The following is a 22027-nucleotide window of genomic DNA, read 5'->3' on the forward strand; positions in this document are numbered from 1 at the left end:
AGTCAGAAAAAAAGAAGGATTGAGGAGTATTGGTAAGAGGTTGTTTGAAAAGTAAAACGGGCGGTTAGAAACCGCTTCTACACAGGCAAAACCCACCTGGGTGGGTTTCCAATCCTTAATTTTCCTTAGTCCGCGCAGGCGGACTTTGTTTGTGTAGCCGTGAATTCCATTCGCCAGGGCTTAAGTTGACACCATTAAGCTTTTGCTTTACCCCTACTCTTCACTTGCACCCAGCGACTAAACTCTCCAAATTAGCTTTCATTGCTTTAAAATAATACTCTGGATTGGTATCACCAGTTTCTAAAGAATCCAAAGTCCGCACAGTTAACCCCAAATCTTGGGAAATACTGGTGAGTAATTTGTTATCTAACCCTGGTTCGCTAAATAAGGCTTTAACTTGGTATTTTTTGACTGTATTCACCACTTTTTGGACATCTGTTGGGGAAAGTTGCTTTTCAGGAATTTCTACTACTGCTAATTGTTTAATGTTATAACGTTTGGCAAGATAGGGAAAAGCATCATGAAAGGTGATAAAGGTGCAGTTTGGTGTTTGTTTAATAGTCTGTTGAAATTCATTATTTAAATTATCTAATTTCTGAATATATGCCGCTGCATTGGTCTGATAGTTGGCTTTATTGACCGGATCTGCGATAATTAAACCATCTCGAATATTAATAATTTGCTGTTTTGCTAAAACTGGATCTAGCCACACATGAGGATTTCCCAATTGGTGTTCATGATTATGATCATGTTCTCCCGTTGCTGTTTTATCTATGGGGGAAGTTTTATTAATAGCTGGAATACCTTTACTAGCATCAATTTCCATTAGTTGGGAATTTCCGGCATTTTTAATTGTATCTGCTAAAAACTCCTCTAAGCCTAAACCATTTTTGACTAATACCTTAGCTGTAGCGATCGCTTTTACATTCGCTGGTGTCCCTTGATATTCGTGTATTTCCGTACCAGGTTTAACTAAAATATCTATATCTGCTACATCTCCGGCTACTGCTTTAGTAAATAAATAAACTGGTAAAAACGTGGTAACTACTTTAGTTTTTGGTGATTTTGGGACTGGGGTTGGTTCTGTTTTTACAACCTCGCCACTGTTAGTATCATTGCATCCATAAACTACTGACAAAATTATTAAGGTAATCAGAGGTAAGAAACTTCTGGTTTTTCTATCTATTTTGACTTCTCTAAAACTTCTCATGGTTTGGGGTTGACAATAAAACTTCATTGGGATTATATCTCATAATGAGATCCATTCTCATATAAATTATCAGAAAAATGCTACTGTATCAAGCATTACAGAATATTAAAAAATTTCAGGTAATACTGCTGTATACTGAGGGTATTTACAGTTCATAAGGATTTCTTAACTTTTTATTGTGATCAGCTTAACTTAGGACTGTAGTATATTAAAAATCACTATCAATAGCTGTACTAATTCGAGTGTAGCATTATCAACTTTAAACACGGGTGTGAGAAAAAATGCAAAAATTCTGGACTTATCTAATTGCTAGTTCAACAGTTGTGAGTAGCATATTATGTATGAATGCTGCTGCAAAGGCAGAACCATTACCAGTAACTAATTCAGAACAACAGGTTAATAATAGCCAAGAACAGGCAGTATCTCAAGTTACTTCCGTATCTCAGTTATCCGATGTTCAACCTAATGATTGGGCATTTCAGGCATTACAATCATTGGTAGAACGCTATGGATGTGTTGCAGGTTATCCTAATGCTACTTTTCGGGGTAATCGGGCGTTGTCACGATATGAATTTGCGGCTGGTTTAAATGCCTGTTTAGATCGAGTCAATGAACTAATTGCTACAGCTACCAGTGATTTAGTATCAAAGCAAGATTTAGCAACAATCCAAAAGTTGCAAAAGGACTTTTCAGGAGAATTAGTCACTCTCCGGGGGCGTGTAGATACGGTAGAAGCCAAAACTGCTGAATTGGAAGCTAATCAATTTTCTACCACCACTAAGCTACAGGGGCAAGTTGTGGCAGTTGTTAGTGATGTATTATCAAACAAACAAGTCAATGGTGCGGATATTTCTGGGAAAAATACCACTTTAGGTTCAAGGGCGCGGGTTGAATTAGTAAGTAGTTTTACGGGGAAAGACACACTGTTTACCAGAATCCAAGCTAATAACATCAGCAGTCCTAGCATTAACACTAATGAGGGCAACTTATTTTTTGCTGGTACTACTGGTAACACCAATGCTTTTATAGATGGGCTATGGTATGCTTTCCCCCTGGGCAAAAATACTCAGGTCAAACTGATTGCTAATGCTGGTGCAGCGGACGATGTTACCAATACAGTCAATCTGTTTGATGGTGATGGTGCTTTTGGGGCTGTGTCTACTTTTGGGACAAGAAACCCGATTTATGGACAACTGGGTGATAAAGGCATAGCAGTTAACCACCAGCTTGGCGATAAAATAGGCCTAAGTTTAGGCTACTTAAGTAGTACAGCTAATAACCCCACTCCTGGAAACGGGTTATTTGATGGGAATTATGGTGCTTTAGCGCAGTTAACCGTCAAGCCCAGCGATCGCATTTCTCTTGGTTTAACTTATATCAATTCCTACAATCAACCATTGCTCACTGGTAGTAATAACGCTACATCTAATATCGTCACTTCAGGTGAAAAATTTTCCAGTAATTCCTATGGTGTTCAAGCATCTTTAGGAATTAGCAAGAAGTTTGTTCTCGGTGGTTGGGCTGGTTATACGAATAGTCAAGTTTTGACAGGTACAAAGGGAGAGTTTGACACTTGGAACTATGCTGTTACTATTGGATTCCCTGATTTGGGTAAAAAAGGTAATTTGGCTGGTGTCATAGCTGGTATGGAACCAAAAGTCACAAGTTCTAGCGCGACTGTTACTGGAGTTGCAAAAGATCCAAATACCTCTTATCACATTGAAGGATTTTATCAATACAAGGTCAGTGACAATATCACCATTACTCCTGCTGTAATTTGGCTAACAGCCCCAAATCACGATGATAGTAATGGTAATCTAGTGATTGGTGCTTTGAGAACTACTTTTAGTTTCTAGTTTCCCAGTCAGAGTTATTAAGAATAATTCTTAATAGCTCCAATTTTTTTTAAAAAACCAGGTGTGAAGAAAAATGCAAAAGTTCTCAACATATTTACTTGCTAGTTCGACCGTTATCAGTGCTGTACTATGGACAAGTTCTGGAGTCTTGGCTGAAGAAATACCAGCAAATAATCAACTCCAGACTGATACTAATTCTCAACAATTAAATATAAATAATCAACAAGAGGGAATATCTCAAGTTACCTCCGTGTCTCAGTTATCCGATGTTCAACCTAATGATTGGGCATTTCAGGCATTACAATCATTGGTAGAACGCTATGGATGTGTTGCAGGTTATCCTAACGCTACTTTTCGGGGTAATCGGGCGTTGTCACGATACGAATTTGCAGCCGGGTTAAATGCCTGTTTAGATCGAGTCAATGAATTAATTGCTACTGCTACCAGTGATTTAGTATCAAAACAAGATTTAGCAACAATCCAAAAGTTGCAAGAGGACTTTTCCGCAGAATTAGCAACCTTAAAAGGGCGTGTAGACACTGTAGAAGCCAAAACCGCTGATTTAGAAGCTAATCAATTTTCAACTACCACCAAACTGCAAGGACAGGTTGTTGCGGTTGTTAGTGGTGTTGCTTCTGGCAATAAAGTCGGTAATAGTAACATTACTAGCAAGAATACGACATTAGGCGCTAGAACTAGACTGGAGCTTGTCACCAGTTTTACTGGAAAAGACACACTGTTTACCAGGTTAGAAAGCAATAATATTAACAGTTTTGGTCTTAATACTACAGAAGGTAAATTGTCCTTTGCCAGTGGCACACCTAATAACAATGTTTCCATAGGTGCGCTTTCCTATGGATTCCCTCTTGGTAAAAACACTTATGCCAACATCATAGCCAATGATGGTATAATTCTCGACCTTGACACCACATTGAATCTATTTGATGGGAATGGTGGGTCCGGTGCTGTGTCCGCATTTGGAACCAGAAACCCCATCTATGCCCAATTGGGTGGCGCAGGACTAGGTGTAAAACAAAAATTCGGTGAAAATTTAACTCTCAGTTTAGGTTACTTGGCTAGTCAGCACAATACCCCTACTCCGGGAAATGGGTTGTTTGATGGTCCCTACGGCGGTCTAGCACAATTAACAGTCAAACCAAGCGATCGCATTTCCCTTGGTTTAACTTACATCAATTCCTATAACAAGTCACTGGCTACAGGTAGTAATAACGCCACGTTTACCAATCTTGCCGCTGGTACAAACTTTTCCAGTAATTCCTACGGTGTGGAAGCATCTTTAGGTATTACGAAGAAGCTTGTTTTAGGTGGTTGGGCTGGATATACCAATAGTCAAGTTTTGACTGGTACCAAAGGAAAAGCGGAAATTTGGAACTATGCTGTTACTTTAGGTTTACCAGATTTGGGTAAAAAAGGTAACTTAGCTGGTATTATATTTGGTATGGAACCAAAGGTCACGAATTCTACTGTTACTGGAATTACTAAAGATCCAAATACCTCTTATCATGTTGAGGGATTTTATCAATACAAGGTCAGCGACAATATCACCATTACCCCCGCTGTAATTTGGCTAACAGCCCCAAATCACGATGATAGCAGTAGTAATTTAGTAATTGGTGCTTTGAGAACTACTTTCAGTTTCTAATCATAAGTAATTGGACAAAAATATTTACAGTCATTGCGAGCGAAGGGAAGCAATCACAACCCTTGGAATTGCTTCATTTCGCTTCGTTCCATAGGGCTAACGCCACGCAACGCCTACGCAATGACATTGTGTAATTAATTCTGTCTCACTACTTAGCAATTAGACATCTCGAAAAAAGATGGTAGAGACGTTCCATGTAAGAGTAAGCCACAAAATAAATGATCCTGTTTTGTCATGCTGAGTGTAGCGTTCGCGGAGCGTGGCGTTAGCCATAGCGAAACGAAGCATCTCAAGAGATTCTTCACTACACTTCGTTTCGTAATGCCTCTGGCACGCTGCGCGAACAGAATGACATTGGGCATTTCTTTTTGTGGAGTTCTCTTAGGGACTTCCAATTAAAAAAATACCCAAAAATTTCTTGTGGTGCGGGACGAATTGCCCGCTAATCATCAAGGACGGGCAGGATGCCCATCCCACAAAATTGGGTAATTTATTTTTTGGAGTTCTCTTAGGGACTTCCAATTAAAAAAATACCCAAAAATTTCTTGTGGTGCCGGCTAAAAAGCCTGCTAATCATCAAGGACAGGCAGGATGCCCATCCCACAAAATTGGGTAATTTATTTTTTGGTGTTCTCTTAGATAAATCTCACAAATCATAGTTCAGATGTTGTTTCTGTTTTCTTGGGGAGAAAGATGTGATTTTTGTGATGAGTGTGATTAACGTGATTTTGAGAATGATAACAAAAAGACCAACCCCTCCCACAGGGCTGGTCTATAAAAAAACGTTGTTCGAGTTGTCTTCTCAGTAGAGTCAAAACCAAATTGCGCGTTCCCAAAATTCAACGGGCAACTTTTCTTAACAAGATTGTAACAGCCAGTACAGTTTTTTCATGAAAATATCTCAAAAAATATCTGTCTTCGGGTGGGTAGCTTTTCTATTTGAGGTAAGAGGTAAGAGGGAACAGGGGGAGTTGGGGGAGTTGGGGAGTTGGGGGAGTTGGGGGAGTTGGGGGAGTTGGGGGAGTTGGGGGAGTTGGGGGAGTTGGGGAAGTAGGGGAAGTAGGGGGAGTTGGGGAAGTAGGGGGAGTTGGGGGAGTTGGGGGAGTTGGGGGAGTTGGGGGGGAGAAAGAATTTTCCCAATGACTAATGACTAATGACTAATGACTAATGACTAATGACTAATTGCGGTTTTCCCCAAATAATCGTTTCTTGTTTATAAACCACAAGTCCTGGTTTAGTGCCTTTGGGTTTGTAGACGTGCTTGGGTTGGGTGTAAACTACTGGTACTTGGTCACTTTGACGGGCGCGACTGAAATAACCTGCTAGATTGGCTGTAAATTGTAAATCAGCTTCTTCTGCCACTGTACCCGGTTCTAGACGCAGGAGGACATGACTCCCTGGAATTTCTTGGGCGTGAAACCACAAATCATAGTCTCCAGCGACACGGAATGTCAGTTGATCATTTTGGATGTTATTACGACCAATGAGGACTTCAAAGCCACTCGGACTGCGGTAACGATGAAAATTAGTGCCGGGAGTGTCGTTGCTGCTACGGCTGCGATATTCTAGGTCTTCTAGATATTTTTGCCCAATGAGTTCATCCCGGATTTCTTCTAAGGCTTGTAAATCTTCTGGATTTTGGTATTTGTCTATTTGCAAAATTGCCGCTTCTACTTGTTCAAGATAGTCAATTTCTGCTTTGACTGCAAATAGTAAGGGTTCAACGGCAGCACGGGCGCGTTTGAGTTTTTGGTGCTGTTTGTAAAGCTTTTGGGCATTTTGGACGGCGTTTTTATCTGGCAAAAGAGCGATCGCAATTGGCTGTTCGGTTTCAAAATCTGGTAGAATTATTTCCTGCATCCCTGGTTGCCAATGGTGCAGGTTAGCCATTAATAGGTCAGCTTTTTGACGATATTCTTCAGCCTGATCTGATTGTTGCAGGCGATCGCTAAAAGTTTTCGCTTTAGTGCGTAACTTACCCAAAATATTCAACAATTTTTGACTTAACTGATGACGCAGTTGTCCAAATAACTGTTCATTCAGTTGATCAGAATAATAACGGTAAACTAACTCTTGAATATTCTTTGTTGGTGCAATTCCACCCCAACCCATCACCGTATATCCATTTTCTGTCCAAGCAGGTTGAAATTTACCTGAATCTAAAGCCTGTAACCATTCTTGCCAACGTTGAAATAAATTTTGCCAATCTTGGGAAGTAAGTTCGTCAGTATTCGTATCTGGGATGATATTTGCCGCTAACAGCATCGTGTCTAGCAAAGCCGAACTTAAACCACTATAACTTTTGAGTAACTGGCGTTTAATACCTCCGGGGACTAAACTTACCCGTTCTTGCCAGCGTTCGATAGATTCGCTAAAATTGGGGACTTTTCCCGTTAATTTCGGTGGTGTTTCGTAATTTTGTCCAGTTTGAATGGGACGAACACTAGATTGTTGCTGACTAACTTGATGGGCAGCAGTGATAATTTCATTACTCGCATCAGTTAAAATCACATTACTATATTTGCCCATCACTTCCGCATAAACGTGATAAAGGGCAGTTTCTCCCGGACGACGGGCAAATTGTAAATCAATTACCCGTTCCCAAGGGGAAATAGCCTCAATTCCCACTAAAGCTAATCCACCTAATTGATGTCTTAATTGTTGACTAAAAGTAAAAGTATCTGGGGCGCGTGGTGGTGGTTCACTAATACAAATATGGGCGGCTTGAGGATGCCAAGAAATATCCAGCCAACCCCGTTGATTTAAGGTGCGTAAGGCAATGGCAATGGTAAAGCGATCGCGCTGATATACCTGTTCTATGCGTGCAGGCAACCAATTGGCGCGGATTTCGCCACAAGCGGCGGTTAAAGCGGTAAAATCCAGGGGTTGCAAAACAATTACCCCTTTTTCACGACAAAATTACTTTTTTCTGGATTATTTTCTTGGTTCATCTTGTTTTCTGCGAGATACCCCATCCTCAGCGCAAGCAGGATGGGGAGGGATAGCGCGTTTAATTTAATGGCTCAACGCCGTTAAATTAAACATTTTCCGAGTTGAAAACACGATTAAACCCGTGTTTGGCTGTATCAATCGGACTTTTTTAGCTGTACATTGTCCTAACCGTTTCCAGTTACAATCACTAACTGAAACTTGTTTTTCCGTGTCTCCACTAACCCAACCGAAAAATGTTTTCTGACCTTGGGTAGCTTCCACAAAATCACCTTTTCTAAATCCATGCCTTGTTGTAGTTCCACCATATTTACGTCTATTCCCACATGAAGAGAAAACCATTAAATGTAGTTGCCTACGACTAATTGGAGGACGACGTAAAATAGTAAATTGCGACCTAGTAATAGTTACATTACCTACCCAAGACGCACCATGATTTTTAATGTCGTTCCATGTTTGGTATTTCACAAATTCGGAACTTGCTAAGGTGACAGCATCAACTGCATGAGTTTCCGGGATTTGCAAAGACTTTTCCGATTTTTCTTTATGCAATCCCAAATATTTACGAAGATTTGATGTTTCCCAACCTTTTTTTAGAGTCACGTTAGCAAGTTCGGATAATCGGTTAATTTGATATCTTTGACCTACCATGACAGGACTAAAACTCTTATTTCCTCCTGCTTCTACCTCTTCAACGACAATTGTTTTTACTGGGTAAATATCACATAATAAAGTTATTGTTCTATATTCTAGGTCTTTGTTTGCTCGAATGCTTGGAGGTAGTTTTGAACCTCGGCGATTATCAAATCTTGCTTGACGATGACTACGTTGGGTATAGGGCAATTTGCGCTTAATCCTTCTACCACGTCTACTACGTCGCATCATAGCTCTTTGCTCCATTCTGTCTTTAACTGTTTTGAATGGAAGAACTAGATGCAACATTTGTAAGGTATATTTCTTGGTTTGAACCGCGATACCAGAAAACATTTTTCCTGGGTCTAAGCCAATTACTATTTCTTGAGCTTTTGTATTAGATGGTTCAGATTTTAACTGGACATAGAAAACACCTAATTTGTTGAATTTACCAATTGCTTTACCTTCTTTAATCCAACGTCTAGCGCGGCTAGGTTTTGTTGGCATTAATGGAATATTGTCTACTGAAATTACAGGTACTCGCATAAAGAGATAATCCTTGGAGTAAAGTTTAAGTCCCCTCGCCCAACTAATTCAAAATGTCTTGGCTTAACCCAACGACTGAACAAACAGTCTTGCAGATAATCCAAACTGGGGAAGTATTTGGAAGTGCGTATCAGAATTAGTCTCAGTGGGCTAGTCAAACACATAACCTTTGTTAGTTACAAGCCCCATCCCTCTTCAGGGTGGGGTTATTGACTAAATAAATATTTTTCAGTTTACGTAACACCCAGATCCCCGACTTCTCAAAGAAGTCGGGGATCTAATCTATTAAATCATCCTTGCCAGGGTGAAGGGATAGGTGTAGTGGAAATCACCTTTTCTGCCATTAACCTCACGGCAGTTTTCCCACAACTTGGGCATTCTACCTCTAAATACTGTGAAGATGATACGTCTACCTCAGATAATATCCCCTGTTTGCAGTGCCAACATTCACAAATTACCCTGCATACTGGTTCGTTGCAGTCAAGGATCTTGACGTGCTGAAAATTTTGGGATTCGCTGTCTGGTTTCCTGGGCTTCGGGAATTTTTTGATTTCTTGAACTTCCATCATTTCACCGTCTAACTGCAACTATGTTTAGAGCTTACTTGATGCTTTCCTATCTTACAACTTTGCAGGAATAGTCAGTAGTCAGTGGTCAGTTGTCAGTTGTCAGTTGTCATTGGGAAAATTCTTTCTCCCCCCCCAACTCCCCCAACTCCCCCAACTCCCCCAACTTCCCCAACTTCCCCAACTCCCCCAACTCCCCCAACTCCCCCAACTCTCCCAACTCCCCCAACTCCCCCAACTTCCCTATTTACTAGCTAATACAGGTTCTTTAACAGATTGTTGCAACAGTTGGGTATATAGTTCATCTAACTGACCAGCTACGCCATGCCAGCTAAATTTATTGATAACACGCTTTTTGGCAGCTTTTCCTAGTTCTTGTTGCCATATAGGATTACCCAAAATCCGATCAATGGCGTGATTAAAAGCTGGGACATTTTGTGGTGGCACTAATAAACCAGTTTCTTCATTGACAACAGTGAATTGTAATCCACCGACATCACTAGCGACTACAGGTGTACCGCACGCCATCGCTTCGATAGCTACTAATCCAAAGGGTTCGTAGTGGCTGGGAACAACACAAACATCAGCAGCAGCAAAATAAGCTGGTAATATATGCCGACTCAGACAACCGGGAAAAGAGGTGCATTCACCCATTCCTAACTCGTTGACAATTCCGGTGAGGCGATCGCGTTCTTTTTCATCACTATTCCCCGGTGTACAGCCACCACCAATAATCAACTGCAATTGTTTGGATTCGTAAAACTTAGATTCCCGCATTGCCCTGATCAAGGTTTCTATGCCTTTTCGGGGGTCAAATCTACCTACATATAACACCACTTTAGCTTCTGGATCAATTCCTAAACTAGCCCTGGCAGCTTGTCTTTCCACTGAACCAAACTGCTGAATATCTGTACCACAGGGAATAATATCAATTTTGCCTTTTTGGGAAACAAGCGATCGCATATGTTCTTGTTCTTGCGGACTGGTGGCAACAATCCTTTCCGCCGTTTCCAATACTTGTTTTTCTACTATTAAACGTTGACTTGCCACCAGAGGAATATTTTCTATGGTGTTGTATTTGATTACCCCTAAAGAATGGTAAGTATGAACCTGTTTAGTTCCTTGTCTTTTCTTGAGTTCCATTCCTACCCAGCTAGATAACCAATAATTAGTATGCACTAAATCATAATTAATCCCAGCTTCTTTTTGAAATTCTAGTAACTGATCTACGAAAGCTGGCAAATATTGAAAACCCTGATCTCTTGGCACAAATTCCACCGGGCCTGCGGTTAACCGAATAGTCCGACAATTAGGGTTATGTTGGACTATCCGTTCTTGATCAGCACTGACCCTCCGGCTAAACATATCTACTTGCCATCCTAGCTGTGCGAGGGCTTCACCCACTTGGCGGACATAAACATTTTGTCCTCCTGCCTCTTCTCTGCCTATTTCAATCGCTGGATCACCATGAACTGAAATTAAAGCAATGTGTTTTTTAGTGGTAGCTTTCATAGATTTTTTCTGTTTCCGATTTCAACAATATGGGAGTGAATTTTCAACTTGCGCTTATTAAACTGAAATCTGTGTTTTTGCGGGGAATTTTGAATAATTAATATTTATTATATTTTAACTATTGCCAAAATGTTGGTTAATTTTCCCCACTTTCTATATTTATATTTAATACCCTTGATAGATATTGTTGCCTATCTTTTGACATAGACAAACGGATATTATCTATCATGATATATTAGTTAATCCATGATAAAACCTACCTGAAGTAGCAACGCCACATCACATCATAAGTTAGACATTTACACTTGATTATTTACAAAGTTCAATCAATCAAAATAATTTTCCTCAAAGTCAATACATCAAAATCAAATTGCCGAAAATATCACCTTAATTACCATCATTTTCAAAACCCTTGATTTAATTAAGCTAATTGTATTAGCTTATACTATTCCTACATTGTGAGAATTTTTGTTAATTTAGATACAGTTTTCCTAAAAAATCACAAATTTTGTGTAATCACCTCGTCAACAGATTTTGCATTGACTCCACCAAACAAGTGTGGAGATTGAGGATTTTAGATTGGCGTTCGCAGCGCAGCCAGTATTTTTGATTAGTTCCATCCTGAAGGGGCGGGGAACTTGTACCGAAAAGTCCCAATCCAAAATCTAAAATCCAAAATCTAAAATTTTTCGGTCAAACTGCAAAAATTGCCAAAACAAATGGTGCAGATAACCTGATATAGCTACCTGCACCACTTGTTGATTAAATTTGGACTTTCTTGGGTGACGAAAGACATTCCTGCTTGCTGGCACTAATCCAAAATAAGCTTTAAGAATTACTCTCAAAGCATATTTACTAAACAGACAATTTAGTTCGTAGTTTGTGCTGACAGCATTTGTTTTAGCTTTTCTAAATCCGCTGCCCAACGGGGATCTGGACGAAAAGCTTCGTTATCAACGCTAGTAGCAGTCTCACGCGCACTACCACCACCGCTACCACGCCGAGATTTCTTACTTCTATCCCGACGATTACCTTCTTTATTGCCGCTAGGACTAGGGGCGCTACTACCTTGGATAATTGGTTTGGGAACTTGTTGTTGTGGTTGTTGTTCTTCACCTTCCTCACCTTTAGTCCGTGGTAAAGCTTTTTCTAGCTTAATGGGTGTATCTTTGAACATTTGACCATTATATTTTTCAATAATTTGATCTGCTTGTTCGTCATTATTCACTGTTAAAAACCCGAAACCCCGGCATTTGCCTGTTTTCCGGTCTTTAATTAGTTTGGTGGTGACAGCATCGCCTTCTTCTGCAAACACAGCTTGCAAATCTTGACGATCTATTTCTTCTTTGGGCAAATTTCCTATATATAGGCGAATGGACATGGAACATACCTCCGAATTGGGATTAAACAGGGCAAGACAAAAACAATAAATTGGCTTTGGTTTTTGAATAGATACTATGGACTAAAACTGCCACAAACCAATTTCTGCAATCCGATATTGTAGCGTGGCGTGAGTCATGCTATCAACTTATAGAATACAGTTTTTTTGTTGGGATCAAGCTTATTCGCCACGAAAGCAATTATGCAATCGTGGGCTAATATCACTTTAATTTTAGGAATTGTTAATTTAATAGCCAACTATCCACCACAGTAAATTCATTCTTCTTAATTCTTGCCCGCAGAACAAAATACCATTCCTTAACATTATGGTATTTTCTACGTAGCTAGTTCAGCAGAAACTTTTCCGCTAATAGCCAATAGTATTGCTTCATCGTAACATAAAACACATTTTTAAGGCAAGGGGCAAAAGATAAGAGGCAGGGGGCAGGGGGCAGGGGGCAGGGGGCAGGGGCAGGGGGCAGGGGCAGGGGGCAGGGGGCAGGGGGCAGGGGGCAGGGGCAAAAGATAAGAGGCAGGGGCAGGGGGCAGGGGGCAGGGGGCAGGGGGAATATTTCTTCCCAATGACTAATGACTAATGACTAATGACCAATGACTAAGACCCTGTAAGCATAATATAAGCACCACAAGCTTGGGCAACGACTGCGATGACAGTAGACCAAATAGGATGAGGGCTATGAATTTTTTTGCCGCTTTGGGTTTCTAGGGTTTGGAGATCAATCCAGGGAGTTGCCCCACGTCGTAACCAACCTGTGACAGTGATTTGTCTGCCAATCAAGTCTTGAGGATTGAATGACTTTCCTAACCAGGGAATATGATGTAATTTTATTAAACCTTGGCTAGTTTGTAGGATTAGGTCTTGTGCTAAACAATTACCAATTCCGAGACGGCCTAACAGTTTACCAGTAAAACGGATTTTAGTGCTATCAATTGGTAAAATTGCTGGATCTGCTAATAAGTTGATCAAGTTTTCGTCTTTTTGAACATTTGCAGGGATGATTTCGGGAAATAAAGCATTGATCCGCATGACTGTGCCAATGCTAAAACCAATTAACATACAACCTGTAACAAAAGACCAATTATCATAAATCCATTTTAAGTTTAACAAATGTAAGGTGTATGCTGTTTGCCAAACTAACCAAATCAGACAGGCGAAGAGAAGACCAAGGGGGATTCCCAACCAAGGGGCAATTTGTAAACAGAAGGTTTGGGACTTAATGAGGATGGGTTGTGATGGGGGTGTTTGATATAATTCGGTGTCTAAATGCCAATGGCGGGCTATTTCACAAAGACGTTCGATGCGATCGCCTATCGCTGGATGACAACTGTTGATTGTTAACCATTGACGGTAGGGATGAAAATTTTCCCATTTTAAGAATGATTCAAAAGGTAGATGACCAGCGGTGCTACCCAAAACTATGCTGTGCTGGTATGCGACGGGTGAAAGCAGATTCAGGCTTTCTAACTGCCAGCAGGTCTGTTCTTTTAACCCGACATCATGGGCTACACCAATGGATATTTTCAATAGGGCGCGAATTAGTCCATTGGGATTACCGGTGATTTCTGCGGATAGGCGATCGCTATGGTAAAGTCGCACCCGAGAATTAAGTAAAGCTGTGCCTGTGAACAGACACCAAATTCCATAGTTAATGCCGGCTAAGGCTGTACCTAGCCAACGCCAAATTTTACTGTGATGTTGATTTTCCCAAACTGACACTTGCTGATATATGCCATAAAATGGCATGGTTACGAGTAACACTAGGGACATCACTGCAAAGTCCCAACGCCCAATTTGCCCCAAGGATAAAGCATAAATAGCAGCTATTTCATCATCTGCCAGTTGTTCTAATAAGCCTTGACTAACAGTTATTCTGGCTGTGCGGGGCAGATTGCCATAACTGATGATCATAGGGGCAGCAATTGGTAGTATTCTTAGTTGGGGGGTATTCCAGCGCCGCTGTTGACAAGCCCTTTGTAATACCCTTACTGTTTCCCGACTGTAGGAGTTTAATTTTTCTTTGGACAACTCTTCTTGACCAGAAAATCTCGTTAGCGCCCAGTCGAGTAACCAAGGGGACGATACCATTAAGATTATAAATAACCCTAGAATCAAGTCGGTAGGATCACGATATAAAATCTGGATAGGTTCTAAGTATGGCAGTTGATATAGAATTTGATTAACTGAACCCAATACAAATTTCAGTGCTTCTCGGCACGTCCAGAATAGTGCCATGAATGTGAAGAGGGCAATTAGTCGGGAGGGAATAATATTAGGCTTGCGTAGAGGTTGCCACACTTTAGCACGTCTAGCATTTCGCCAGTAAATGCTAACGGGTTGAATATTAGTATTACCATCAGCCCCAACATAAGCGGTTTTTAGCTGTTGTGGGGGGGTATTTAAACCGGAAATAATTCCAGTCTTCGGTTTGCGGGATTTTTTCTGCTGGTTTTTGCGTTTATGCAGGTGTTCAAGAGCAAGTTTTGACCACTCTTGAACTTGGGGACTACTATTAGCGATCAAATTTTGGCACAGGACGATCGCTTTGGAGATTTCGCCAGTGCGGGCATAGGACATAACTAACCCCACTTGTGCCTGTAAACAAATCTTTTCTTCGGTTTGATTTTTGGCTAGTGGTTCAAGGTTAGCGATCGCTGTATAGTAATTCCCCTGCTTGAGGGCAGCTAAACCAGCCTCTAAACATGATTCAGCATAGGAAGGCATACAAACTTTGGTACTCCAATCTGTTCTCGGTGACAAATAGCACGCTCGTTGATATACCCTGATAATTGGTCAGTTGTCAGTTGTCATTGGTTATTGGTTATTGGTCATTGGTCATTGGTTATTGGTTATTGGTTATTGGTTATTGGTCATTGGTTATTGAGAAAATTCTTTTTCCTCCTGAACTCCTGACTCCTGACTCCTGACTCCTGACTCCTGACTCCTGACTCCTGACTCCTGAACTCCTGAACTCCTGACTCCTGACTCCTGACTCCTGAACTCCTGAACTCCTGACTCCTGACTCCTAACTCCTAACTCTCTACTGATTGTTGATGGGAAAAGACGGGGGCGATCGCACTTAACTTCAATCCTGGATGATCACCTTCTAACTGTTGACAGTTCCATTCATTGCGGAATAACAACACAGGTCGTCCCATGCTATCTTTAACAGTGGTGGTATTAAATAAACGTCCTACCTGTTTTAAGGCTTCCCAACCACCCAAAACCCAACGGGCGACACTGTAGGGTAATAAATCAAGAATGGTTTCCACACCATACTCATTTTGTAAACGGAACTGGACTACCTCAAATTGCAACTGACCAACCGCTGCTAAGATTGGGTCACGCTTGGCTTCATCAGTTGAATACATAATTTGTACAGCACCTTCTTCTCGCAATTCAGAAACACCTTTTTGAAACTGCTTAAATTTCGACGGGTTGGGGTTTCTCAAAGTAGCAAAAAGTTCCGGTGAGAAATAAGGAATTCCCTCATATTCTAGTTTTTGTCCTGTATAAATAGTATCGCCAATTGCAAAAACACCCGGATTATTTAAACCAATCACGTCCCCCGGATAAGCGACATCAATAGATTCTCTTTCTTGGGCAAATAGTTTTTGCGGACGAGATAGACGGACAACTTTACCAGTTCGAGCATGATTTACTGTCATATCTTTTTCAAACTTGCCTGTGCAAACCCGGACGAAAGCCACTCTATCTCGGTGTTTTGGGTCCATGTTGGCTTGGAGTTTGAAAATAAATCCGGTAAATTCTGGATAAGTGGGGGGAATATCGCCGACGCTGCTGCTATGTGTACCTGGTTTCAGGGCAAAGTCGAGGAAGTTTTCCAGGAATAATTCCACCCCAAAATTGGTCATGGCGCTACCAAAAAATACTGGGGTCATTTTGCCAGCGTGTACCAGGTCTAAATCTAATTCTGGACAAACTCCTTCTAAGAGTTCTAATTCGTCTTTTAATTGGTGGTAAAGTTCTTTTTCTAGTAAGGTTTCTAGTTGGGGATCGCCTATATCAAGAACAGTTTCCCTTGCTTCCTTGCTACCATGAGAACTCCGTTCAAATAAATGAACTTGCTGTTGTTGGCGGTCAAAAACTCCTTTGAAGCGATCGCCCATGCCAATAGGCCAATTCACTGCATAGGTCTGTAATCCCAGTTCTTTCTCAATTTCATCCAACAAATCTATAGGTTCTCTACCTGGACGGTCAAGTTTATTCACAAAGGTGAAAATGGGAATCCCCCGCATTTTACAGACTTCAAACAATTTCCGAGTTTGGGGTTCTAAGCCTTTAGCCGCATCAATCAGCATGACCGCATTATCTGCCGCTGCCAAAGTCCGATAAGTGTCTTCACTAAAATCTTGGTGTCCAGGAGTGTCAAGTAAATTAATTTGACAGTTGCGATAGGCAAATTGTAACACCGTTGAAGTGACGGAAATTCCCCGTTGTTGTTCCATTGCCATCCAGTCAGAGGTCACTTTTCGCTGGTCTCTACGGGCTTTGACTGCTCCAGCTTCGTGGATAGCACCTCCGTATAATAATAGTTTTTCAGTTAAAGTAGTTTTACCAGCATCAGGGTGAGAAATAATCGCAAAATTGCGACGCTGTTCCACCGCTTCACCTAGTTCTGTTTGCAGTTCAATGGACATATTGGTTATTTGTTTTTAACTTCATTAAATGTAATCTTTTTTAGGAGCAGGGAACAGGGAATAGGGAACAGCATAGTATTCGCCCATTATTCCTTAATTCTTTCTGACTCGGTGACTCCTCAATTAATTAAAGTTTTCCCAATAGTTTGTAAGTTCTCAGCAACTTAGCATTTTCATCTGTTAGTAATTCCTGTAAGCTACTCATCTCATTTAATATCTCAATTTGTCGTTTACATTCTTGCTGTAATATCAATAAATATTTGTCTCTGTCTTTTTCATTTTCAACCTGTTTAAGCATACAAATTGCCATATTGATATTAGAAAGCGGATTGCGTAAGTCTTGGGAGACTTGATCTAGAAGATTTCCCCGCATTTGCGCTAGTTGCTGGGAGTCTTGCAGTTCCGACCGATTTTTTTTGATTTCCTGTTCGAGTATTTCTAATTTTTGGGACTCTTCTAAATATGCTTGATTAGAAATTGAATGTCGTTTCAACCTAGCGTTGACTGCTTCTAAGATTTCACGAGGCTGAAAAGGTTTGGTAATGTAATCATCGGCACCTAAATTCATGCTTTGACGAAAATCATTGCGTTCTGCTTTAGCGGTAAGAAAAATGAACGGGATATCAGCCAATTTAGGATCACGCCGCAGTTCGGTTAACACTTCATATCCACTTAATTCTGGCATGAGGATATCACAGATGATTAAATCTGGATTTCTATTTTTGGCTAAATGTAAGCCAATTCTGCCATTTACGGCGGTAATAACCGAGAAATTTACTAGTTCTAAAAATTCTTGGAGATTTAACCGAATCGAATTTTCATCCTCAATAATTAGAATTAAGCTCATAACTGATTGGTAGTCTTAAATAGGGTGTGATGAAAAATTAGGAGTCAGGAGAAATAAAAAAATAAGAAGGGGTAAAAAGAAAAATTATTTGCTGTGCAACTCCGGTTACTTAATATAAAATGTAGCAAATTACACTTTTTATTAAGATTATAGTATATCAGATTTCGTGTATACTGAATAAAGTAAATGGTAATACTTAATATCCATAGATATAGCAGGAATCAGGAGTCACCGAGTCAGGAGTAAAACTGGCTTTTTGTACAGATTTCAATTTAGATTTTGTACCTCCTAACTACGCAAACTGATGTATGAACAAGAAAATTAATTATGGAGATACAGTGGCTTTAGGGCAAGTATTACATACAGACTTAATTGTTTATTAACTGCGATCGCCATTATACTAAACACGGGTGAGATTTAAACTTTTGCCAAATGACAAAGAAACCAGATGTGTAGGGGTTTAGCACTGCTAAACCCCTACGTTTAGAATCAAACAATCAAGCCGTTTTGAGTATATTTTGTTTTGGCAGTATATACTGATTTCATAAGAGACTTCATAAGTTAATATTCGACAGAATCCAACTGGATCAAGTTAGGGGATAAGGAAAAAATTTTGGAAAAATTACCCAACTGCACCACAATTTTAGTAGTTGATGACAATCTTGTAAATTTAAAACTTCTAAATCATACCTTAGAGGATGTTTAAAAAGTTTTTAATGTATAAACAAACCCCTCTAGTAAACCTGTCCGGTATTAAATGTTATTCCTTTTCCCTCTGCTAAGAGGAGTTAGGAGGAGGTGCGGGGAGAGGCTTTGGTCCTTGCTGATTTTAGGGATGAAAATAATTTTGCATACGTTCAAGACTCTTGTAGAGACGTTCCATGAAACATCTCTACGTCCAAAAATCATAGGCCAATTCAGCAACACCAGGCTTTGAAACGGGAGCATCCCAATTTTGCAGAAATAAGCTGGTGATTAGAAAGATACCTCCTGCTCCCGTCAGGGATACAAGGTTAGGTTGTGGAACGTAAACGTATCCTTGCGGGACACTGCGTGGACGCGAAGCAATGGAACGAAACCCAACATTATCAAGGATTTTGTTGGGTTATGGCTTCGCTCAACCCAACCTACATTTCCTTAACCGACAAGTATTGCCTGTACATCTCAATTTATGGAAAGCCATGAAAAAATCACCATAATTCCTCTAATCAACCTTGCTACATCAAGGTTTAGTTATGATAAATCCTCAATCACCGTAAAAAATACGTAAAAGCCAAAATTCTGAAAAACAACTGTTTTCTGCAACTGTGATCTAAAATAGATTCTTACACACAATGTTTTTAGAGTTATCAAGACTCCACAACTGCAAATATTGTGTCAAGAAAGAAATAACATTTATTCTATACATTTCAATTCTATGAAAGCAGAAGTGATTGAATTAATAACAACGGTTTTCCATGTTTTACGAGTTAATATGCGGTGGATGACTTGGAATCTATTCTTGGCTTTTATCCCTTTGGCTTTAAGTGTTTGGCTATTTCGCAAAAAACGCGGAGGTTCATGGATTTGGTGGCTAGGATTTCTGAGTTTCTATGCTTTTTTACCAAATGCGCCTTATTTATTAACTGATGTTATTCATTTAATAGATGATATCCGGCGAGTTCAGTCAGTATGGATGATTACATTAGTGTTAATGCCTGTGTATTTTGTGGTCATTCTTGGCGGATTTGAGGCTTATGTCATATCTTTGATAAATTTAGGTTATTATTTACACCGAACGGGTAAAAGCAAATGGATTTTTTCTGTTGAATTAATGACTCATGCTCTTTCTGCTGTTGGTATTTATTGGGGACGATTTTTACGGTTTAACAGTTGGGACTTTATTACTCAACCAGATGCGATAATCACGAAAGGTGTAGAGGAAATACTTGGTAAACAGCCGTTGATAATTATTACGATTACTTTTGTAATTCTTTGGGTTTTGTATTGGTTTATGAAACGAATTACTTTGAGTTTTGTTAACAATGGTGCTAGTTCACAACTAAATGATCATCATATTCACAATATTAACTAATGACATACACCAGAATTCAGGAGTGAAATTGGTTCGCTGTTCCAATACTTGTCAGTTAAGCTCAAAAAATAGAATTACGTAGGTTGGTTTTCGTTCCTCAACCCAACATTTACCGATATTTGTTGGGTTGCTGTCCGACTTTGAATTTAGATTCTGTAACTTATTAATGTAAGTTGCTAGTTAGGTAAATTGTCAGAAATGGCTAACGCCACGCTGCGCTATCAGGATATCCAGGATTAAAGGATGAACAGGATGAAACCAGAGCTTTTATTACCAATTACCTATTACCAATTACCTATTACCAGCCTCAACGAGATAACTAGCAACTTGAGTTATTAATCTACTGTAAATTTAATATCCCTGATTTCTTAAAGAAGTTGGGGATATCAACAAAAAATTCCTATTTAGATTTAAAATAGAAAAGCAAATATAAAAAACTATAAAAAGTGAAATTGGTGAAACAGCGATTAGATACATTATTAGTAGATTTGGGATTATGTGCTTCCCGTCAACAAGCACAGCGGCTAATTCAAGCTGGAGAAGTAACTGTAAATCAACATAAGATTGATAAAGTCGGCACAGAAGTTGATATTACCGCCCAAATTCAAGTTAAAGAACGTCCTCCTTTTGTGTCTCGTGGTGGGGAAAAACTGGTCAAAGCTTTAGAATGTTTTGGAATTTCTGTAACTGACAGAATTTGTTTAGACGGGGGAATTTCTACAGGTGGATTTACAGATTGTTTATTACAAGCTGGCGCAAAACAAGTTTATGGTGTAGATGTTGGTTATGGACAAGTGGATTGGAAAATTAGAACTGATGAACGAGTAATTTTAAAAGAACGGACGAATTTACGCCAACTACAACCAGCAGAATTATATGCTGAAAATGCCATATTTCCTGATTTGATAGTTGTGGATGTTTCCTTTATTTCTTTAACTAAAATTTTGCCGGCAGTATGGCAATTAACAAAAGCTCCCAGAGAGGCTGTATTACTTGTAAAACCACAGTTTGAAGTTGGCAAGTCTCGCATCGGTAAAAAAGGCGTTGTCCGCGATTCTGATGACCAAGGAGATGCAATTTTTAATGTGATGAAAGGGGCGTTAGAGCTAGGATGGAAATATAAAGGTTTAACTTGGTCGCCAATCACAGGACCTGCGGGAAATATTGAATATCTTTTATGGTTGGGAATGGAAAGCGAAATCATACCCCCAACTTTAGCAGCAATTCAAGAAATTACTAAACAAGTCATGCAGGAGTTTGGGAAAAAATGATGAGTATCAGTATAGGCAAAAAAAGTTGTGAAAATTGACAAATTAAAGCTATGATTTATTACATCAACGTAATATAATAGAAAGTGAGTTGGGAAATAGAATATACGAATGAGTTTGATATTTGGTGGCAAACTCTTAGAGAAGAGCAACAAGATGATATTGTCAGCGTTGTTCAACTACTTGAAGAAAAGGGAACACAATTACCCTTTCCTTATTCATCCGATGTCAAAGGTGCAAAAAACTCTCACCTGAGAGAGTTACGTATTCAAAGTCGTGGTAAACCAATCAGAGTATTTTATGCTTTTGATCCGCGACGAGTGGCAATTTTACTTATTGGTGGAGATAAAACAGGAGATAAGCGATTTTATGAAAAATATGTTCCCATAGCAGATCGTCTTTATGAAGAATATCTGCAAGAAATTAGTCAGGAGGGTTTAATATGACAGGACATAAAAAGTTTAGTAATCTTACTAAAGATTTATCGGCAGAAAGAAAAGCCAAAATTGCTACTCAAACAGCTAAATTAAAAGAGGAAATGGCATTAGCTGAATTACGCCAAGCTTTAAAAATATCTCAAGCTCAATTAGCTGAAAAGTTGCAAATTAAACAACCTGCTATTTCTAGATTAGAGAATCGTACTGATATGTATGTTAGTCATCTCCGACAAGTTATTGAAGCTATGGGAGGAGAGTTGAAAATAACGGCAATATTCCCTGATGTTGAAGTAACAATTACTAATTTTGAAAATTTGGCAATGGATATTGATGAGTAGGAGTTGAAGATAGAGAAAAAATTGAGATTTTTTAATTTTTAGAGTTTTGCTAAAATGTAAATGGCTATAAA

General features: G+C 39.7%; 16 protein-coding genes. 7 read left to right on the top strand and 9 right to left on the bottom strand.

Annotated features, from left to right (window positions below; translation table 11 throughout):
• Positions 1 to 220: 220 nt before the first annotated feature.
• On the bottom strand, positions 221 to 1237 hold the full coding sequence (locus NG743_RS11585) for a metal ABC transporter solute-binding protein, Zn/Mn family (protein WP_371316516.1): 1017 nt from the start codon (positions 1235 to 1237) through the stop codon (positions 221 to 223).
• Between the two features lie 254 nt (positions 1238 to 1491).
• Here NG743_RS11585 and NG743_RS11590 point away from each other — a divergent pair, with 254 nt between their 5' ends.
• The gene (locus NG743_RS11590) at positions 1492 to 3066 is read left to right on the top strand and encodes an iron uptake porin (protein WP_257122023.1); all 1575 of its coding nucleotides are present in this window, start codon (positions 1492 to 1494) and stop codon (positions 3064 to 3066) included.
• A gap of 73 nt (positions 3067 to 3139) precedes the next feature.
• Complete coding sequence (locus NG743_RS11595; protein ID WP_193963792.1) at positions 3140 to 4729, top strand: iron uptake porin; 1590 nt, start codon at positions 3140 to 3142, stop codon at positions 4727 to 4729.
• A 1164-nt stretch (positions 4730 to 5893) separates the two neighbouring features.
• On the opposite strand, the gene NG743_RS11600 is transcribed toward NG743_RS11595, so the two are convergent.
• The 8 genes from NG743_RS11600 to NG743_RS11635 all read right to left on the bottom strand — a co-directional run bounded on the left by NG743_RS11600 (position 5894) and on the right by NG743_RS11635 (position 17839).
• Positions 5894 to 7621 (bottom strand): Rqc2 family fibronectin-binding protein, encoded by a 1728-nt coding sequence (locus tag NG743_RS11600; RefSeq protein WP_027402955.1) that lies wholly within the window; start codon positions 7619 to 7621, stop codon positions 5894 to 5896.
• 123 nt (positions 7622 to 7744) lie between these two features.
• The gene (locus NG743_RS11605; RefSeq protein ID WP_027402956.1) at positions 7745 to 8857 is read right to left on the bottom strand and encodes an RRXRR domain-containing protein; all 1113 of its coding nucleotides are present in this window, start codon (positions 8855 to 8857) and stop codon (positions 7745 to 7747) included.
• Positions 8858 to 9147: 290 nt separating this feature from the next.
• Positions 9148 to 9423 carry a hypothetical protein gene (locus NG743_RS11610; protein ID WP_027402957.1) on the bottom strand — a complete coding sequence of 92 codons (276 nt, stop codon included), beginning with the start codon at positions 9421 to 9423 and terminating at the stop codon, positions 9148 to 9150.
• Between the two features lie 243 nt (positions 9424 to 9666).
• Positions 9667 to 10935, bottom strand: coding sequence for a glycosyltransferase family 4 protein (locus NG743_RS11615; RefSeq protein WP_027402958.1), 1269 nt, complete (start codon positions 10933 to 10935; stop codon positions 9667 to 9669).
• 868 nt (positions 10936 to 11803) lie between these two features.
• Complete coding sequence (locus NG743_RS11620) at positions 11804 to 12316, bottom strand: RNA recognition motif domain-containing protein (protein ID WP_027402959.1); 513 nt, start codon at positions 12314 to 12316, stop codon at positions 11804 to 11806.
• 612 nt (positions 12317 to 12928) lie between these two features.
• Positions 12929 to 15055: a zinc metalloprotease HtpX gene (locus NG743_RS11625; protein ID WP_257122146.1), complete on the bottom strand. Its 2127-nt coding sequence runs from the start codon at positions 15053 to 15055 to the stop codon at positions 12929 to 12931.
• A 308-nt stretch (positions 15056 to 15363) separates the two neighbouring features.
• On the bottom strand, positions 15364 to 16992 hold the full coding sequence (locus tag NG743_RS11630; protein WP_257122024.1) for a peptide chain release factor 3: 1629 nt from the start codon (positions 16990 to 16992) through the stop codon (positions 15364 to 15366).
• A gap of 127 nt (positions 16993 to 17119) precedes the next feature.
• Entirely contained in the window at positions 17120 to 17839 is a 720-nt protein-coding gene (locus NG743_RS11635; protein WP_193963614.1) for an ATP-binding response regulator, read from the bottom strand.
• Positions 17840 to 18906: 1067 nt separating this feature from the next.
• On the opposite strand from NG743_RS11635, the gene NG743_RS11640 reads away from it, so the two are divergent.
• The 5 genes from NG743_RS11640 to NG743_RS11660 all read left to right on the top strand — a co-directional run bounded on the left by NG743_RS11640 (position 18907) and on the right by NG743_RS11660 (position 21956).
• Positions 18907 to 19038 (top strand): hypothetical protein, encoded by a 132-nt coding sequence (locus NG743_RS11640; RefSeq protein WP_255549982.1) that lies wholly within the window; start codon positions 18907 to 18909, stop codon positions 19036 to 19038.
• 218 nt (positions 19039 to 19256) lie between these two features.
• Entirely contained in the window at positions 19257 to 19913 is a 657-nt protein-coding gene (locus NG743_RS11645) for a DUF1361 domain-containing protein (RefSeq protein WP_027402962.1), read from the top strand.
• A 452-nt stretch (positions 19914 to 20365) separates the two neighbouring features.
• The gene (locus NG743_RS11650; protein WP_027402963.1) at positions 20366 to 21184 is read left to right on the top strand and encodes a TlyA family RNA methyltransferase; all 819 of its coding nucleotides are present in this window, start codon (positions 20366 to 20368) and stop codon (positions 21182 to 21184) included.
• Between the two features lie 83 nt (positions 21185 to 21267).
• Positions 21268 to 21627: a type II toxin-antitoxin system RelE/ParE family toxin gene (locus NG743_RS11655; RefSeq protein ID WP_027402964.1), complete on the top strand. Its 360-nt coding sequence runs from the start codon at positions 21268 to 21270 to the stop codon at positions 21625 to 21627.
• Positions 21624 to 21956 carry an XRE family transcriptional regulator gene (locus NG743_RS11660; RefSeq protein WP_027402965.1) on the top strand — a complete coding sequence of 111 codons (333 nt, stop codon included), beginning with the start codon at positions 21624 to 21626 and terminating at the stop codon, positions 21954 to 21956. Before NG743_RS11655 ends, NG743_RS11660 begins: the two co-directional genes overlap by 4 nt.
• Positions 21957 to 22027 lie beyond the last annotated feature (71 nt).

Source organism: Dolichospermum heterosporum TAC447, assembly GCF_024584745.1.
Taxonomy (GTDB): Bacteria; Cyanobacteriota; Cyanobacteriia; order Cyanobacteriales; family Nostocaceae; genus Dolichospermum; species Dolichospermum heterosporum.

What these genes read in the sequence shown, in the direction of transcription:
- NG743_RS11585 (WP_371316516.1), bottom strand. Translation starts at nt 1,237, where the DNA reads ATGAAGTTTTATTGTCAACCCCAAACCATGAGAAGTTTTAGAGAAGTC.
- NG743_RS11590 (WP_257122023.1), top strand. Translation starts at nt 1,492, where the DNA reads ATGCAAAAATTCTGGACTTATCTAATTGCTAGTTCAACAGTTGTGAGT.
- NG743_RS11595 (WP_193963792.1), top strand. Translation starts at nt 3,140, where the DNA reads ATGCAAAAGTTCTCAACATATTTACTTGCTAGTTCGACCGTTATCAGT.
- NG743_RS11605 (WP_027402956.1), bottom strand. Translation starts at nt 8,857, where the DNA reads ATGCGAGTACCTGTAATTTCAGTAGACAATATTCCATTAATGCCAACA.
- NG743_RS11610 (WP_027402957.1), bottom strand. Translation starts at nt 9,423, where the DNA reads ATGGAAGTTCAAGAAATCAAAAAATTCCCGAAGCCCAGGAAACCAGAC.
- NG743_RS11615 (WP_027402958.1), bottom strand. Translation starts at nt 10,935, where the DNA reads ATGAAAGCTACCACTAAAAAACACATTGCTTTAATTTCAGTTCATGGT.
- NG743_RS11620 (WP_027402959.1), bottom strand. Translation starts at nt 12,316, where the DNA reads ATGTCCATTCGCCTATATATAGGAAATTTGCCCAAAGAAGAAATAGAT.
- NG743_RS11625 (WP_257122146.1), bottom strand. Translation starts at nt 15,055, where the DNA reads ATGCCTTCCTATGCTGAATCATGTTTAGAGGCTGGTTTAGCTGCCCTC.
- NG743_RS11630 (WP_257122024.1), bottom strand. Translation starts at nt 16,992, where the DNA reads ATGTCCATTGAACTGCAAACAGAACTAGGTGAAGCGGTGGAACAGCGT.
- NG743_RS11635 (WP_193963614.1), bottom strand. Translation starts at nt 17,839, where the DNA reads ATGAGCTTAATTCTAATTATTGAGGATGAAAATTCGATTCGGTTAAAT.
- NG743_RS11640 (WP_255549982.1), top strand. Translation starts at nt 18,907, where the DNA reads ATGGAACGAAACCCAACATTATCAAGGATTTTGTTGGGTTATGGCTTC.
- NG743_RS11645 (WP_027402962.1), top strand. Translation starts at nt 19,257, where the DNA reads ATGAAAGCAGAAGTGATTGAATTAATAACAACGGTTTTCCATGTTTTA.
- NG743_RS11660 (WP_027402965.1), top strand. Translation starts at nt 21,624, where the DNA reads ATGACAGGACATAAAAAGTTTAGTAATCTTACTAAAGATTTATCGGCA.